General features: G+C 65.2%; 12 protein-coding genes and 1 riboswitch. Of the genes, 3 read left to right on the forward strand and 9 right to left on the reverse strand.

Annotation, left to right across the window (positions count from 1 at the left end; genetic code table 11):
• Positions 1 to 9 precede the first annotated feature (9 nt).
• Positions 10 to 375 carry a winged helix-turn-helix transcriptional regulator gene (locus C7449_RS12020; protein WP_108003020.1) on the reverse strand — a complete coding sequence of 122 codons (366 nt, stop codon included), beginning with the start codon at positions 373 to 375 and terminating at the stop codon, positions 10 to 12.
• Between the two features lie 111 nt (positions 376 to 486).
• Here C7449_RS12020 and C7449_RS12025 point away from each other — a divergent pair, with 111 nt between their 5' ends.
• Complete coding sequence (locus C7449_RS12025; RefSeq protein ID WP_108003021.1) at positions 487 to 1,191, forward strand: glutathione S-transferase family protein; 705 nt, start codon at positions 487 to 489, stop codon at positions 1,189 to 1,191.
• Between the two features lie 55 nt (positions 1,192 to 1,246).
• Here C7449_RS12025 and C7449_RS12030 read toward each other — a convergent pair whose 3' ends face one another.
• Entirely contained in the window at positions 1,247 to 2,311 is a 1,065-nt protein-coding gene (locus C7449_RS12030; RefSeq protein ID WP_108003022.1) for a phytanoyl-CoA dioxygenase family protein, read from the reverse strand.
• Positions 2,312 to 2,577: 266 nt separating this feature from the next.
• Between C7449_RS12030 and C7449_RS12035 the strand changes: the two genes are divergently transcribed.
• The gene (locus tag C7449_RS12035) at positions 2,578 to 3,240 is read left to right on the forward strand and encodes a hypothetical protein (protein ID WP_108003023.1); all 663 of its coding nucleotides are present in this window, start codon (positions 2,578 to 2,580) and stop codon (positions 3,238 to 3,240) included.
• 28 nt (positions 3,241 to 3,268) lie between these two features.
• Here the strand turns inward: C7449_RS12035 and bluB are convergent, their stop codons facing one another.
• The 3 genes from bluB to C7449_RS12050 all read right to left on the reverse strand — a co-directional run bounded on the left by bluB (position 3,269) and on the right by C7449_RS12050 (position 7,737).
• Positions 3,269 to 3,955, reverse strand: coding sequence for a 5,6-dimethylbenzimidazole synthase (bluB, locus tag C7449_RS12040; RefSeq protein WP_108003024.1), 687 nt, complete (start codon positions 3,953 to 3,955; stop codon positions 3,269 to 3,271).
• 43 nt (positions 3,956 to 3,998) lie between these two features.
• A riboswitch (cobalamin riboswitch) is annotated at positions 3,999 to 4,215 on the reverse strand.
• A 72-nt stretch (positions 4,216 to 4,287) separates the two neighbouring features.
• Entirely contained in the window at positions 4,288 to 5,787 is a 1,500-nt protein-coding gene (locus tag C7449_RS12045; RefSeq protein ID WP_146165074.1) for a diguanylate cyclase domain-containing protein, read from the reverse strand.
• A gap of 273 nt (positions 5,788 to 6,060) precedes the next feature.
• Positions 6,061 to 7,737, reverse strand: a complete 1,677-nt coding sequence (locus C7449_RS12050; RefSeq protein ID WP_108003026.1) for an NAD+ synthase — start codon at positions 7,735 to 7,737, stop codon at positions 6,061 to 6,063.
• A 255-nt stretch (positions 7,738 to 7,992) separates the two neighbouring features.
• Here C7449_RS12050 and C7449_RS12055 point away from each other — a divergent pair, with 255 nt between their 5' ends.
• The gene (locus C7449_RS12055) at positions 7,993 to 9,921 is read left to right on the forward strand and encodes an LTA synthase family protein (RefSeq protein ID WP_108003027.1); all 1,929 of its coding nucleotides are present in this window, start codon (positions 7,993 to 7,995) and stop codon (positions 9,919 to 9,921) included.
• A gap of 470 nt (positions 9,922 to 10,391) precedes the next feature.
• On the opposite strand, the gene C7449_RS12060 is transcribed toward C7449_RS12055, so the two are convergent.
• From C7449_RS12060 to C7449_RS12075, 4 genes are all read right to left on the reverse strand, one after another.
• Positions 10,392 to 10,730: an RcnB family protein gene (locus tag C7449_RS12060; RefSeq protein WP_108003028.1), complete on the reverse strand. Its 339-nt coding sequence runs from the start codon at positions 10,728 to 10,730 to the stop codon at positions 10,392 to 10,394.
• A gap of 225 nt (positions 10,731 to 10,955) precedes the next feature.
• Positions 10,956 to 11,987, reverse strand: coding sequence for an L-glyceraldehyde 3-phosphate reductase (gene mgrA, locus C7449_RS12065; RefSeq protein WP_108003029.1), 1,032 nt, complete (start codon positions 11,985 to 11,987; stop codon positions 10,956 to 10,958).
• Between the two features lie 135 nt (positions 11,988 to 12,122).
• Positions 12,123 to 13,256, reverse strand: a complete 1,134-nt coding sequence (locus C7449_RS12070) for a Gfo/Idh/MocA family protein (RefSeq protein ID WP_108003030.1) — start codon at positions 13,254 to 13,256, stop codon at positions 12,123 to 12,125.
• Entirely contained in the window at positions 13,253 to 14,035 is a 783-nt protein-coding gene (locus C7449_RS12075; RefSeq protein WP_108003031.1) for a sugar phosphate isomerase/epimerase family protein, read from the reverse strand. Before C7449_RS12075 ends, C7449_RS12070 begins: the two co-directional genes overlap by 4 nt.
• Between the last annotated feature and the right edge of the window lie 147 nt (positions 14,036 to 14,182).

Below are 14,182 nucleotides of genomic sequence, written 5' to 3' on the forward strand. Positions count from 1 at the left end.
GCCCTAAGGCTACGGCACGGCCGCCGCGCGCTCGGCGGCCGAAGGCTCGGCAGCAGGATCGCGCGCCGCGTCATGCGCGTCCCACCAGCCGGCAATGGCGTCGATCAGCGGCACAAGGGCCGTCCCCGCGGCCGTCAGGTCATATTCCACCCGCAGCGGATAGCCGTCAAAGACCGTGCGCTGCACGATCCCGGCCTTTTCGAGCTTGCGCAACTCATGCGTCAGTATCCGGTGCGACACTGTCGGATTGTCCCGCCGAAGATCGCTGAAACGCTTCGTCCCGTCCTTCAGATAGTAGATGAGCAGGGTCGGCCAGCGGCCGCTCAGAACCTGCATCACCTCCTCGATCGGGCAACGGGAAACGAGACTTTTCATCGTGGAGCTCCGGCGTGGTGACAAAAAAGTGCGTAATTTACATGGGGGACGGGCACGGCTAGGTCCAGTGTCGCTGCGCAGCGTGGTCAACAGAAATCACGGAGAAGAACATTGGAACCAATCCTGATCTACGGCTTCCCCGCCGGAAGCTCCATGGGGCTCGTCGCCGCGCTGGAATGGCTGGGCAAGCCGTACCGCCTATGCCGCGTCGACATGCTGGGCGAGATGCGTGAACCCGCCTACGCTAGGATCAACGCCCGCCATGAAACCCCGGCCCTTGTTACCGACGAGGGACGCGTCCTGACAGAGACGATGGCGATCGCCAGTTGGCTCGAGGCGCGCGACACGGAGCGGCGCATCAGCTTCGAGCCGCTATCGGCCGATGCCGACCGCATGCACCAGCTGATCGCCTATGTGAACACCGGTTTCACCGGCTCGTTCAGCCCGCTCTGGTCTGCCCTGGAGATGGACCCGCCGAACCCGCCGCTGCAGGAGGCGCTACGTGGCTGGGGTCGTGAGGCCGTCATCGAGCGGCACGACAAGCTGGAGGCGATGATCGGCGACACGCCTTACCTCGTCGGGAACCGCTTATCGCTTGCCGACGCGGTGCTGGTTGGCGTGGCGCGCTGGCTCGACTTCCACGCGATCGCCCGGCCGGACCGCTGGCCGCGGCTCGCCGCCCTTCGGCAAAGGCTGGAAGGCGATCCGGCCGTGCGCTTCGCCATGGCCATCGAGAACGGTGAAACGCCCGCCGGATCCGGCGCCTTGCGGGGGCACATACCGCTGGCGGAGGTTATCGAACGCTTCGGCTGCTGAAAAAGCAGGGCCGGGGTCAATGCCCCGGCCTTACCTTATCTTCACGAACACATCCTCAGGCATCGGGCAGCTTCAGCCGCTTCGACCACTCGCCGGCCTTGCCGATGCCTGCCGGTTTCCAGGGCGAGCCCTTCAGCCCCAGCTTGCCGCGCAGGTCCATCGCTCCGATGATCAGGCGGTTGACGCGGGACTTGACGAAACCGAGCGAGGCTAGATGCATGCCGGTGACCGGCAGGAACGGATTGCGCCGCAGCGAACCGTAAATTTCGATCCGGGTCGTTGGCTTGTAGCTCGGGCAGCGGGCGTGAAAGCCATGGGTGTCGGCGACCACGAGCGTGTTGGCCTTCACCACCATCTTCACCGGCTGGCCATAGCCGAGCGCGGTCAGCTCGTGCGGCATGATGCGCAGCGATCCGCGGGCGGAATACTTGTTCTCGATCCTGTCGGCGTTTTCGCTGATGGCCTGCTCCCAGGCGAGGCGCTGCGGCGTCACCCGGTGCGAGCCCGGAACATAGGAGAACGGTCCGTCCTCTTCGCCGACGTCCTTGAGAAAGAGCCAGCACTTCGCCGTCGGCTGAAACGTATCGCTGTGCAGCGCCGTCTGCGGGTCCGCCGCCGCCTCCTTCGAAGGGGTCGAGGCCAGTGCCATCACGATCTGCAGCACGAACAGCGGTTGTCCGTCGTGCGAGGACACATAGCGCAGAATATTCGTCATGCGGGGATCGTTGCGCGCGGCCTTGAAGCCCGGGAGCCGCTCCAGGTCGCTGTCGTCGATCAGGGCGCGGCGCGTCACCGTCGTCCCCTGGAGCATGTCGTAGCGATCGAAATCGCAGCTCTCCAGCTCGCTGGTGACCTGGGCGAACACCTCCGGCGGCAGGAAGTTCTCGATCGTGACGTAGCCGTTCTCCTGATAGTCACGGCGCTCTTCGGCCGTGACAAGGCCGGCCAGCGATCTGCGCCGCCAGTCCGCCATCTCCATGGCGATCGACACGCGCTTGGCGTGCAGCCCCATCCTGTTCAGGGTCTTGCTGCCGATGATCGGATTGTCGGCAAAGGACTTTGCGCCGGACGCCAGCTGCAGGGCATAGAACGGGCTCAGCAGTACGGAAGTGAGGCGCATGCAGGACCTCGGACTATCGACGCAACCGATGAAGCGACCTCGCCGGTGGACCCATGGACGCGTCGCTCGCCATGGCGGCCGGTATCATATTGGTACAGCAAGGGCCGCATGTGTCAATTCCGGCACGGCCGCCCGCCTTTCACGCCCCGCAAGCCAGTCAGCCCGCCTCAACGGTTAATCACGACTGCAAACGGCGCGTTGCACCGGCCCACGAGCTCGCCGTATGATCGTCGAGCGCCGAAGTCTCTTCTGTCCGGAGCAGCCCTGTGCCCCTGCACCCCTGTCGCCCGATCGGCCCGGCATTCGCCGCTCTCGCCCTTGCCTTCGCGACGCAGGCGGTGGCGAAGGACGTCTGCGACCATCTGCGTTCGCGCATCACGGGCGCGCCGGCGGTTGCCGGCGATCCTGAGACGCGCCCCTACGCCAGTGCCATCGACAGGCAGCAGATGCGGTTGCGCCAGGCGGAAGCCGACCTTGAAAACCTCGGCTGCAGCAGCGGCAGCGTCACGATCTACCGGATGTCGAACGCCCGCGACTGCGCTGCGATCCGATCGGCGATCGAAAGGATGCAGCGCAACCTGTTGATGCTCGAGCAAAGGCAGGTCGAGATCGCCGGGGTCGATCCGGATACCCGCGTCCGGATCGTCGCCGAGATGGAGGCGAACGGCTGCGACGTTTCCGGTCTCCCCGCCTCCGTTTCGGCGGATCGATTGCGGCCGCCCGGGCCGGCCACGTCCGTTGTCCGGGAGAACGTTGGTTCGGTAACGACGATCCGCATCCGGCCGCTCGCTCCCGTGGCTGTGCCCGAAAAGACGATCGTGGAGCGGCTATACGATCCGGTGAAGGACAAGGTCCGCACCGTCGGGCCGGTCTTCCTGCCCGACGAGGAGCCGCGGATCGACCTTCGCCATCCTGCCGGATCGAACTGAGCGCACGGCAGCATCCTCGCCAACGCCGTCACTCCTGGTTTCCCCATCGGTCGGCATAGACCAGTTCCTCGAGCGGCAGCCGCTGCCGCCAGCCCTTCACCGCCAGCTCGGGCTCGCTGTAGAGCTCATCGACATAGCCGAGGCAGAGCCACGCGACGATCTCGATCCGCTCGGGAATGCCGAGCAGCGAGCGGATGTCCGCATCGTGAAAGATGCTCACCCAGCCGACGCCAACGCCTTCGGCCCGTGCCGCAAGCCAGAGATTCTGCACGGCGCACACGGTCGAATAGACATCCATGCGCGGGTTGTGCGTGCGCCCAAGCACGACCGAGCCGGCGCGTTCGGGGTCGCAGGTGATGCAGATGCTGAGCGGAGCCTTCAGGATCCCTTCCAGCTTGAGGGAGCGGTAGAGCGCCTGCCGTTCGCCGGTGAACAGTTCAGCCGCCTCTTCGTTGGCGCGCAGGAAGGCCCGGTGCGCGCCGGCGCGCATCGCCGGATCGCGGATGACGATGAAGTTCCAGGGCTGCATGAAGCCGACGGAAGGGGCCCGATGGGCCGCCTCCAGCAGGCGCCGGACCAGATCCTCCGGCAACGGTTCGGGCAGAAACTGGTCGCGCACGTCGCGGCGCGTCTCGATCGCCCGGTATACGGCCGCCCGCTGCGCGGACGAGAAGGCTTGCGAACGGACGCGTTTGTCCTTCGGCACAGGTCGCATCGTCATCTCCCCAACAATGCACCGACCGTCCGCCGTCCGCGCGGGTGGTCTATCTCGCCAGGCCGGTCTTCTGACTCCGGATCCTCCGGCCGCGCCCGCCTTCCCGGCCATTGGCCAGTGGCGTTTGTGGAAGGATGCTGTCCTTCCGGCGTGGCCGTCCCCGTCACAGCGTTGGGCACGTTTCGGCTTCGAGGCGAAAACCTCACCGAATTCCCGATTCTCCCTGCAAGACGCAGGGCACCTGGCGGGAGCCGATTGTGCATGCGGAAAGGAATCGTGCAAGCGCCGCGGCGCCGGCGGCATGTCGCATTCACGACATCGGGAAGCCCAGATCAGGCCGCGCCGACCTCGGCCGTCGCCTCGGCATGGTCCAGCATGGCGAGCACCGCGCAGTTCCGGCCGGCATTCTTGGCACGATAGAGTGCCGCGTCCGCCGTCACCATGATGTCGTGGACGGTTTCGCCGTGATCGGGGAACAGGGCGATGCCGGCGCTGCTGCCGACGCCAAGAAGCTGACCGTCGAACGGAATCGGCACCTGCGCGGCGAGAACGAGGCTGTTGGCGAGTTCCAGAAGCGACCGGCGGTCCGTCTCGCCGGGAAGCAGCACGGCGAATTCGTCGCCCCCGAGCCGCGCTACCCGTCCCCGCCGGCCGACCCGGGCCACGAACCGATCGGCGATCGTCCGCAGCACGGCGTCGCCGGCCGCATGGCCATGGCGGTCGTTGACGGCCTTGAAGCGGTCGAGATCGATCGCGAACACGGCGAACGGCTCGCCCGGCTTCTGCAGCAGCGATTTCACCGTGTCGTCGAAGCCCGAGCGGTTCAGCAACCCTGTCAGGGCATCGTGGCGGGCGAGATAGGCGTTGCGCGATTCGCTGCGCTCCAGCGCGCGCACCAGCGAGGAGAACTTCATCGCCACGAATGCCATGACGACGACGAAGATTCCGACAAGGGCGGTGATCTGGGGCATCGCCATGCCCCAGACGTAGGACCCCGGGCTGTTCGGGCGCCAGGACGCCACCATCGGATTGAAGGCATCGCCGCCGACCCCGGTCAGCAGCAGGTCCTTGTCCTCGGTGGTGATCGGCGAAAAGCCGAGGTTGCTGAGCCCCAGGCGCCGTTCCGACTTGGCGAGCATTCGGGCGGTGATGGGCTTGACGGTGACCATCAGCACCGGCGGCTTCCGCGAGTCGGGAATGAACAGGCGCTTCGGAACGACGGACTGCACCACGACGATGCTCATCGCCCCCTCGATCATCCGCATGCCGGTCACGCTGATCTGCGGCAGCGCCGGCGACAGGACATCCTCCGTCTCCGATGCCTTTTTAAGCAGCCACCCGTCGCGGGTGCGTTGCAGCGCCGCGAAATAGGCGGTTTCGGCACGCTTGGTGAGGTCGCCGATCCAGTACAGCAGGCCGTCGGCCTTCTCCGGCGAAACGACGGCGCGCCTGTTCAGCGCCAGCACCGTCTTGCCGCCCGGCTTTGCGAACACCACCCATGAAAAGCCGGAATCGCTCGAAAGCCAGTCGCGCAGGTCCCGGCGGATGAACTCTTCGCTGAAGTACCCGTCAGCCAGTTCGTCAAAGCTCTTGTCCCAGAAGGACAGGGCGCTCTGGTAAAGCACCACCTGCTCGATCTGGTGGCGGAACTCGTTCTTCACCAGCGTCTTCTCGGTGGTCTTGACGAATTCGTTGGCTTGCCGCACCGAATAGTCGAGGACCATGAAATTCGCGCAGGCGAACAGCACGACGATGACGGCGGCCGCAAGACCGATCATGATCTTGACCCTGCCGCGGCGACCAGCCGCCAGATCCGCCCCCACATCCGCCATGTCGATCCCCACCGAACATGCCGCGGCCTACAAAGCCGCCATTCTCATTTTTAGTTGGCGGTGATTCTGGCGTGAAATAGGGAAGATTCGATTAATCGCCGTGGTATCCGAATGCTTAACTTAACGGCAGGCGGCAAGATCAGGCGCGCGGGACAGCCGGCCGGCCCGGCAGAAGCCTGGCATCGACCACCGCCGAACAGCCGCTCCGGCCGGCCGTCCCCCATTGACCGGAGCGCTGTTGCGGTGGAACTCGGCGCTCGCGCTTCCTGAGCCTCAGCGGTCGCGGAAGCGATTGGTGATCGGGTAGCGCCGGTCGCGGCCAAAATTCTTCTTCGTGATCTTCACGCCGGGCGCCGACTGGCGGCGCTTGTATTCGGCGATGTAGAGCAGGTGCTCGACGCGATGGACGGTCGCCTCGTCGTGACCGCGCGCGACGATCTCCTCGGTGCTCATCTCGTTTTCAACCAGGCATTCTAGGATGTCGTCGAGCACCGGATAGGGCGGCAGGGAGTCCTGGTCGGTCTGATTGGGCCGCAGTTCCGCCGAGGGCGCCTTGTCGATGATGTTTTTCGGGATCACCTCGCCGGAGGGGCCGAGCGCGCCCGGCGGCACATGGGCGTTGCGCCAGCGCGACAGCGCGTAGACCTGCATCTTGTAGAGGTCCTTGATCGGGTTGAAGCCGCCGTTCATGTCGCCGTAGAGCGTGGCGTAGCCGACCGACATTTCCGACTTGTTGCCGGTCGTCACCACCATCGAGCCGAACTTGTTGGAGATCGCCATCAGGATGGTGCCGCGCGCACGGCTCTGCAGGTTCTCCTCGGTGATGCCGGACTCGGTGCCTTCGAACAGATCCGACAGCGCCTCGATAAAGCCGGTGACCGGCGCCTCGATCGGCACGATGTCGTAGCGGCAGCCGAGCGCCCTGGCGCAGGCGGCCGCATCCGCCAGCGATTCCTCGGAGGTGTATCGATAGGGCAGCATCACGCAGCGCACGCGTTCCTCGCCCAGCGCGTCGACCGCGATGGCCGCGCATATCGCCGAGTCGATACCGCCGGACAGTCCGAGCACCACCGACTTGAAGCCGTTCTTGTTGACGTAGTCGCGAAAGCCCAGCACGCAGGCGCGATAATCGGCCTCTTCCGGCTCGGGCAGCTTCGACAGCGGCCCGCCGTCGCAGCGCCAGCTGCCGTTCTGCTTCTTCCAGGTGACGATCGCCATCGCCTCCTCGAACTGGCTCATCTGGAAGGCCAGGCTGTTGTCGGCGTTCAGGCCGAAGCTGGCGCCGTCGAAAACGAGTTCATCCTGCCCGCCGAGCTGGTTGGCGTAGACGAGCGGCAGGCCGGTCTCGATCACCTGGCGGATCGCCACCTGATGGCGAATGTCCATCTTGGTGCGGTAATAGGGCGAACCATTGGGCGACAGCAGCAATTCCGCCCCGCTTTCGGCTAGCGTCTCGCAGACCCCGAGGTCGCCCCAGATGTCCTCGCAGATCGGAATGCCGATCCGCACGCCCCGGAAATTGACCGGCCCGGGCATCGCCCCCGGCTCGAAGACGCGCTTCTCGTCGAATTCGCCGTAGTTCGGCAGGTCGACCTTGTCGCGGGTCGCAATGACCTTGCCGCCATCGAGGACGGCGACGGAGTTGTGCCGCCCGGTCTCGCCCTGCCGGGGGAACCCGACGATCACGCCGGGGCCGCCATCGGCGGTGTCGACCGCCAGCGCCTCGACCGCGGCGCGGCAGGCCTTCAGGAAGGCCGGCTTCAGCACAAGGTCTTCCGGCGGATAGCCGGAAATGAAGAGCTCAGTCAGAAGCAACAGGTCGGCGCCCTGCCGCGCCGCATCGGCGCGCGCCTCGCGGGCCTTGGCCAGATTGCCGGCGACGTCGCCGACGGTCGGATTGAGCTGGGCCACCGCGATGCGCAGTGTTGTTCTGTCGTTGTTGCCGGTCATCTCTGTCCTCGATGCATCCCGCGCGGTCGCACGAACCGTTCCTGACGCTGTTTAGATGATGACGGTGCTTTTGAAAACGAAGGCTTTTCCGTTCGGCTGCACTGGCGCTGCCAAGGCCCGGGTCCGGAGCGGCTCGACCGCTGATGGCAGGGAGAACCCAACCCGCAATTCCCGGGCCTGCGACCATTCATCCTACATTCAAGATGACAGGCATATGACAATTGGATGACGCATTTATGAAGGTTGGAGTACCGCGTGGCCCCAGCACGTTCCGCCCTGGCGGCAACTGCCGTAAACAAAGCATTCGCCGTCGAGGCGGGCCGCACCGCGCGCGCTGCAAAATCCATCAGCGCGATCGGCTCCGTCGGGCTCACGCTGCTGCTGGCCGTCGCTACCGTTGCCGCCATCGAGCTCATCACGCGCCAGTCGGCGGACGCCACCATCACCTTCCTAACGACCTTTGCGCAGCCCGGCTGGACAACCTGCGGGCTCTTTCTGCTGGCCTTTCTCGGCCTCGATGCCCTGATCGGCCGGCAGCACAAGGCAGTCCTGGTGCTGGCGCCGGTGGCGATCCTGCTCGCTTTCATTTCCGAGCAGAAGAAGATCTTCCTGACTGATCCACTCTACCCGACCGACCTTCTGTTCGGCCGCCAGATCATGGAGTTGATGCCGGCGCTGGTGCGTGACCGCCCCTGGACGGCTGTCGCCGTCGGCCTTGGAACCATCGCTGCGCTCACTGCCCTCGTGTCGGTCTGGGTGTTCGCCTGGCGGCGGTTCCGTCCGCTGAGCGGCAAGGAGCGCCTCTACCGGTTGGCGGTCGTCGTTCCGCTGCTGGCCGGCTTTGCCTCCATCATGGACTACAACCAGTTCTCCTGGGTTCGCGACCGCCTCAAAGTCGCGCCGATCATTTGGGACCAGGCCGAGAACTACCGCCACAACGGCTTCATGCTGGCCTTTGCCATCAACCTGCCGATGGCCAACGTCAAGGCACCGGCCGGCTATTCGCCCGACGCCATCGACAACATCCATCAGGAGCCGCTGCCCGCCGGCACCAGCCACCGCACCAAGCCCGACGTGATCGTCGTCATGAGCGAGTCGCTGTGGGATCCGACCCGGCTTCCGAACGTCACGCTGAGCCCCGACCCGATGGCCTTCATGCGGCAGAACATCTCGGGAGCCGTGTTCTCGCCGGAATTCGGCGGTCTGACCGCCAATATCGAGTTCGAGGCGCTCACAGGCTTCTCCAACGCCTTCCTGCCAACCGGCAGCATCCCCTACCAGCAGTATGTGCGCGGCCCGATCCCCTCGCTTGCGACCTTCTTCCGCGGCGAAGGCTATGCGGCGCGCGCCATCCACCCCTTCGCCGGATGGTTCTGGAACCGGACATCGGTCTACAACTCGTTCGGCTTCGAGAGCTTCCGCACCGAAGAGACGATGCCGGTGATGCAGAAGCGCGGCATTTTCACCGCCGACGAGGACCTCACCCGGGAGATCATCCGCCAAGCCGACGCGCAGAGCGATCCGTTCTTCTTCTTCGCCGTGACGCTGCAGGGCCACGGCCCCTACGAGGCGAACCGCTACGCCCGGAACACGATCAACGTCGATGGCAACCTCTCCGAGAAGGATCACGCGGTCCTCTCGACCTATGCGCAAGGGGTCCGGGAGGCCGACGAGAGCCTGAAGATGCTAATGGACTGGGCGGCGAACCGCGACCGCGAGACGATCATCGTCGTCTTCGGCGACCATCTGCCGCCCCTCAATACCGTCTACACCGCGACCGGCTACATGGACAACGTCACCGCCGCCCGCCGCGGGCCGGTCGAGCAGATGAAACGCGAGCACGAGACACCGCTGATCGTCTGGTCCAACAAGACCGGCGTGAAGGAAGACGTCGGAACGATCAGCCCGGCGCTGCTGCCCTACCACATTCTCAAGCAGGCAGGCTTCGAGCACCCCTACTACACCGGTTTCCTCGGCCGCGTGCAGGCGCAGTACGACGTCGTCGACCGCTATCAACTGATCGGCAGCGACGGCAAGACGACCGCCGATTGGGCGCGCAGCAAGACGATCGACCCGCTGATCCGCGACTACCGCTTCCTGCAGCACGACATCCTGTTCGGCAAGCGTCGCGCCCTGGAGCGCTTCTTCCCGGCCCATGCCGCCGTCGTCGACGCCGCATCCTAGAAGCAGGAAGGCAGCCCTGCCCGCCTCACGCTCCGCATATTCCTGCGCCAGGCTAGTGCCCGACGCAGGGCGCTTCCCGTGATCGCCGCAGCAGTGCTGCAGTCCACCACAGTCGGTCTTTTGAGGATGATCAGCCACATCGGGACTGAGATACGGCCCACAGGCGTCAGCAGTGGGAAATTGGACAATGGGCGCAAGCCGGATCCAGCCATCCCGCGCAACAGTGCGCCGAATTGCGTCCCGCCTTCTCGACCAGGTAATCCGCAGCCGCCTGGCAGCGGTGCCCCCCGATCGAATTGCCTGCCCGCTGGATGGATGCCCGACGGGGACGGGAAGCCGCCACCGCACCAGACCTTGGAAGCCGGTCACATGCTGGTCCTTCTTCGCGTGCCAGTCACACACCGAGAATGCCGGCCATGAAAAAAGGGCGGCCCGCCGGCCGCCCTTTCATGTTCGATCTACCGTCCCGGTCAATACGCGGCGGCCATCCCCAGGATCAGGCCCGTTGCCGCGCTGATCAGTAGGACCTGCTCGTTGACCCGCACCCATTGCTGCCCGTAGCGGGGCGCATGGAGGCGATAGCGCCGGTAATCCCGCGGGTGGACGACGTGCCGGCGTTCGGCGCGCGACAGTTTCTGCCCCTTCTTCCAACGGTGATGGCGGATGATCTCGCGCCGCTCGTGCTTCGTCATGACCTTCTTGTCGACATGGTGATGACGGACCGGCGGGCGGGGATCGTGTGCCTGTGCCGCACTGAAGGGCGCCGTCAGAACCGAGGTGGCAATCAGGATGGCAAAGAGCTTTTTCATCGTTGTTTCCTTTCATCTCGACGACCCCAACCTAGGGCCGGCAAGATGAACGGGAACTGAAGTCAAGGTTACGTTTTCGTAATGTTATCAGCCACTTATATTAGCGATTTGATGCGTTGCAGGCACATCCATGTGCCCTATGCTGCCTCTCCTCTCGCTCCGCGACCGCGGAAGGATCAAGATGAACGGCCGCCCGGCGAAAACGACGGGCGGCTGACGTTGGCCTCAGGCGAATTCGGACGAGGCGGCCCAGAGATTGATGCCGGCCTCCTGAGCGTAGCGATCGATCTCGGCCAGTTCGTCGGCGGTGAAGTCCGGCTTCTCCAGCGCCTTGACGCAGTCGACGATCTGCGCGGGGCGGCTGGCGCCGACCAGCGCCGAGGTGACGCGGCCACCGCGCAGCACCCAGGCAATCGCCATCTGCGCCAGGGTCTGGCCGCGGCTCTCGGCAATGCCGTTCAGCTTGCGCACCTGTTCGACCGTTTCGGCGCGGATGAACTCCTTCTTCAGGAAGTGGTCCAGCGCCGCACGGCTGTCGGCCGGAATGCCGCCGAGATATTTTGTGGTCAGCATGCCCTGGGCCAGCGGCGAGAAGACGATGGAGCCGATGCCGAGCTCGTCGAGCGTGTCGAGCAGGCCGTCCGCCTCGATCCAGCGGTTGAGCATGGAATAGCTCGGCTGGTGGATCAGGCAGGGCGTGCCGAGCTGCTTCAGGATCGCCGCCGCCTCGCGGGTGCGCTGCGAATTGTAGGAGGAGATGCCGACATAGAGCGCGCGGCCCGAACGGACGATGTGGTCGAGTGCTGCGCAGGTCTCCTCCAGCGGCGTGTCGGGATCGAAGCGGTGCGAATAGAAGATGTCGACATAGTCCAGCCCCATTCGCTTCAGGCTCTGGTCGCAGGAGGCGATCAGGTACTTGCGGCTGCCCCATTCGCCATAAGGACCCGGCCACATGTCGTAGCCGGCCTTGGAGGAAATGATCAGCTCGTCGCGAAGCCCGGCAAAGTCGGTGCGCAGGATCTCGCCGAAAGCGATCTCGGCCGAACCGGGCGGCGGGCCGTAATTGTTGGCGAGGTCGAAATGGGTGATGCCGAGATCGAAGGCGGTGCGGCACATCTCGACCTTGCGCTCGTGCGGGGTGTCGCCACCGAAATTGTGCCACAGCCCCAGCGACACGGCCGGCAACTTCAGGCCGGAACGTCCGACGCGATTGTACTTCATGCTCTCGTAACGATTGTCTGCCGGCTGCCAGGCCATGGCGTGCTCCCTTGTTGATCGAGTTGTGAATGGATACCGCTGCGCAACCCTTCTCGACAAGGGGCTCTGCCCGCTTGCGGCACCTCGGTCCGTCCTTGATGCGGAGGTCGGCCCGAAGCGTCGCAAATCGCAACCTCACCGCTGCAACGCCCGCGCCTCCTCGATGCCGAGAGCTTCGGGCTGGGTGCAGCTGGTGACGATGTCGACCGCCCGCCCCTCCTCGGCGGAACGCAGGATCGCGGTAAGCACGTCAATCGTGTGCAGCGAGCGCTCGAGCGAGCAACGGTAGTCACGTCCGGTTGCGACCGCATCCATCATGTCGGCCAGGCCGGCGCCGCGGTAATTGGCTTCCATGCCCCAGTCGAACTCGAAGTTTTTGGCGGTCAGCGGATGGTCCCAAACCTCGACCTCCTGCGGCTCGCCGTCGGTACCCGCCACTTCCACCGGCCCGCCAAAAAAATTCGGGTCGGGCACGAAGATCGCCCCGTCGGTGCCGTAGAGCTCCATGTTCTGGTGGCGGTGCGCCCAGACGTCCCAGCTCGCCATCAGCGCCACCTGCGCCCCGCTTGCGAACTCCAGGATCGCGTGAATGTTTGTCGCAACACCGACCGGCACCTTCTCGCCGGCCCGCGGGCCGCTGCCGATGATGCGTTCCGCCCGGGCCTTGTTGGCCAGTGCGACGACGCGCTTCACCGGGCCGACCAGATTGACGAGGTTGGCAACGTAGTAGGGCCCCATGTCGAGGATCGGCCCGCCGCCGGGGGCGAAGAAGAAGTCCGGGTTCGGGTGCCAGCGCTCCATGCCGGGACCGAGCACGTGGGCCGTGCCGGACATCACCTTGCCGATCCGGCCGGCGTCGATGAGGTGGCGGGCGAACTGGTGCGAGCCGCCGAGAAAGGTGTCTGGCGCCGAACCCACGCTTACCCCGTTCGTCTCCGCGATGCGCCTGAGGTCCTCGCCCTGCTCGAGCGTCAGCACGAAGGGCTTTTCCGAATAGACGTGCTTGCCGGCGATGAGCGTGCGCCGCGACACCGGGTAGTGTGCCTCCGGAACAGTCAGGTTCACCACCACGTCGACGGCCGGATTGGCGAGCAGCGCCTCGATCTCCTGCGCCTCCACGCCGAATTCTTCTGCCCGCGCCGCCGATGCCGCCGGGTTGATATCGGCACAGGCAACAACCTTCAGGTTCCTGAACATCGGCACCAGCTTGAAATAGGCGGCCGAGATGTTGCCGCAACCGATGATGCCGACTCCGGATTCCTTGCTCATGGGACTCGTTCCTCAGCGTGAAATGCCGCGATTGTCGCGATCGAGCGTTCGGCGAGGCGCTTCAGGTCGCTTGGATTGTCGTGCTCGACGATGAAGTGTTTGGCGCTTGTTGGGGCAAGGGCGGCCATCAAGTCGCCCCAGGGCAACGTGCCGTGGCCGACATCGGCCCAGCCATCCTCGTCGAGTTTTTCGCCGGCCGGGGCGATGTCCTTGACGTGCACGGACGAGATACGGTCGGCGTATTTCTTGATCCACACGAAGGGATCGGCGCCGCCCTTCGCAATCCACGCGACATCCGCCTCCCAGGAAAGGTCCGGACCGCCGGCAAGGATCAGTTCCATCGGAACCGGGCCATCTGTAATCGGCGAAAACTCGAAGTCGTGGTTGTGCCAGCCAAAATCCAGACCGGCGTTACGGTATGGCTTAGACGCCCCTTGCAGCCGCGCCCCGAAGGCGCGCCACCCGGCCGCGTCGGCCGGCCTGTCCTCCGGCGCCAGATAGGGACAGTAGATGGACTTTATGCCGAGGATGCGAGCGATCTCGAGGACCCGGTCGACCTTGTGCTCGAGCAGGTCGAGACCGAAATGGGCTGTCGGCATGGTCAGACCGTTCCGCTCGAGTTTTGCCTTCAGGGACATGGCCTCGCCGGGATCCAGCGACGGGTAGAGGGCGCCATAACCCTCTACCTCCCGGTAGCCGGCCTGCGCGAGCAGCCGGAAGACGCTTTCCAGCGGCAAGAAATTGCGGGCGCTGTAGAGCTGGAAGCCGATAGTCCGCACTGCGGTTCCTCCTCGAAACGGCGTGTGTTCGAACAAGGGGCAGACCTTGGCTGCCTTCCGAACGGACGCCGTCCACCCCGCCAGGGGTCGCCGGCGCAATGCAACGACAGGAGGTTACCACCGGGAGCGCTGCCTTCAATCGGCAAT

The sequence above is a fragment of the Mycoplana dimorpha genome (genome assembly GCF_003046475.1).
GTDB classification, from domain to species: Bacteria; Pseudomonadota; Alphaproteobacteria; order Rhizobiales; family Rhizobiaceae; genus Mycoplana; species Mycoplana dimorpha.